The sequence below is a fragment of the Acetivibrio ethanolgignens genome, from assembly GCF_001461035.1.
Lineage (GTDB): Bacteria > Bacillota > Clostridia > Lachnospirales > Lachnospiraceae > Velocimicrobium > Velocimicrobium ethanolgignens.
Genome location: NZ_LNAM01000058.1, coordinates 1 through 2376, shown reverse-complemented (window position 1 = coordinate 2376; position 2376 = coordinate 1). Strand labels below are relative to the sequence as shown.

The 2376-nt window shown below is 41.1% G+C and carries 1 protein-coding gene; it reads right to left on the bottom strand.

Annotation, left to right across the window (positions count from 1 at the left end):
* Positions 1-2245 (bottom strand): glycogen/starch/alpha-glucan phosphorylase (locus tag ASU35_RS04020; protein ID WP_058351778.1); only part of this gene is annotated, 2245 nt, incomplete at its 3' end.
* Between the last annotated feature and the right edge of the window lie 131 nt (positions 2246-2376).

Below are 2376 nucleotides of genomic sequence, written 5' to 3'. Positions count from 1 at the left end.
GGAAGGATATCATATCCTTATAGTCACGGTTTCCTTCCAGCTTCTTTTCTACATAAGGAAGCAGATCTAAGAGCAGATAATAGTGGTCTGGCTTATGCCAGCTTGCCCCCTCTAAAAGGGAGGTGTAAAGCTCCTCAAACATACCTGTGCCGCCGTCATCAAAGGTTCCATCCACAAGAGTGTCTACAACCCGCTTAATCCGTGGATTTTCCTCATACAGCTTCTTAGAAGAATAGGTATCCTTAATAGCTTCGATATCCTCTACTCTGGCTCCAAAAATATAATTGTTTTCTTCACCAGCCTGTTCTACGATTTCCACATTTGCTCCGTCATAGGTTCCAAGAGTTACGGCTCCATTCAGCATAAATTTCATATTACCTGTACCAGAGGCTTCCGTTCCCGCTGTAGAAATCTGCTCAGAAAAATCTGCTGCCGGAGTCAGCTTTTCTGCATAAGAAACATTGTAGTTGGATACAAAAACTACCTTCAGTTTATCCTTTACTTCCTCATCTGCATTTATCATTTTAGCAATTTCATTGATGTACTTAATAATACCTTTGGCACGGAAGTATCCAGGAGCAGCCTTGGCACCGAAGATAAAGCAGGTCGGTGTAAAGTCCTTAATTCCTCCTTCCTTAATTCCATAGTAAATATCAAGAATGGAAAAGGCATTTAAAAGCTGTCTCTTATACTCGTGAAGCCGTTTTACCTGAATGTCAAAAATAAAGGATGGTTCGATAGTAATTCCCTCTTTTTTCTCAATGTAATCCGCCAACTGCTGCTTTTTAATTTTTTTAATTGCATCAAACTCCCGAATTACGGAAGAGTCCTCTGCATAGGCTTCCAGCTCCTTTAGCTTACCTAGGCTGGTAATCCAGCCATTTCCAATTTTTTCAGTAATAAAACCGGAAAGCTCCATATTGGCCAGGGCAAGCCATCTTCTCTGGGTAATTCCGTTAGTTTTATTATTAAACCGCCCTGGATAAATACCATACCATTCCTTCAAAGCATCCTTTTTTAGAATTTCTGTATGAATCGCTGCTACACCGTTGGTAGAATGGGTCGCAAAAATAGCCAGTCTTGCCATATGAATCATATGGTTCTCATCTATAATATCATACTGCCTCTGTTCCTCCTTGGGAATACCCAGTGCTTTTAATTCCTTTAGCAAAGCCTTTTGCAGCATAACGACATATTTATATACCTTTGGAATCACAGCCTTAAAAAGTGATACACTCCATTTTTCCAGGGCTTCTGCCATAACCGTATGATTTGTATAGGCAAAGGTCTCTCTGGCAATTTTGAAGGCCTTGGCAAAACGCAGCCCCTCTTCCTCCATAAGAATCCGGAGCAGCTCCGGTATCGCAACAACCGGATGGGTATCATTCAGCTGGATTGCATATTCCTTGGAAAAGCTGCTAAAATCATCTCCATGTTTTTCCTTATATTTGCGTACCATGTCCTGCAGGGAAGCACTGGAGAAGAAATATTGCTGCTTTAAGCGAAGCTTCTTTCCGGTATCGGTATTATCGTTCGGATAGAGAACATCTACTATCGCCTCTGCATCATTTTTCTCCTTCACTGCCTTATCATACTTCTGGTCGTTAAAGAGCTCAAAATCAAAATCGCATACAGCTTCCGACTGCCATAAGCGAAGGGTATTTACTGTCTTTTTTCCATAGCCGATAACCGGAATATCATATGGCACTGCATAAACCTGCTGGTTCTTAAAGGTTACTAAAACCTTATCCTCTTCTTGGCGAACAGACCACGGGTCGCCCCAGGACATCCAGTTGTCAGCCTCCTCCTTCTGGAAGCCGTCCTCAAAATACTGCTTAAACAAGCCATATTTATAACGAAGTCCATAACCATTAAGACGGATTCCAACCGTTGCAGCAGAATCCAAAAAACAGGCTGCCAGACGTCCCAAGCCACCATTTCCCAGAGCTGCATCCTCGACATCTTCAAATACACGGATATCTCTTCCATTTTCATTCATCAGCTCAGTAAACTGGTTTAATAAACCAAGATTTAAAAGATTACTGTAGACTAAGCGGCCAATCAAAAACTCGGCAGATAAATAGCATACCTTTTTTTCTTCCGCCTGAAGTCCCCAATCCTTTCCCAAGGACTGCATAGCAGCCTTAGAAACAGCTTCATAAAGCTGCTGTGTTGTTGCTTCCTTTACCGTTGTTCCATAGCTTAAGCTTAATAGTGTTTCTACATTTTTCTTAAAAGAACCCATGATGTTCTCCTCTCATATTTTCGTAAATTTTCGTATTATTTATCTTATTTTAACATTTTTTATTATCTATGTCAATAAAAAAGTGTCTTCGACACATCAACTCCCCTAGCCCCTCATTCATGAGGGGAATT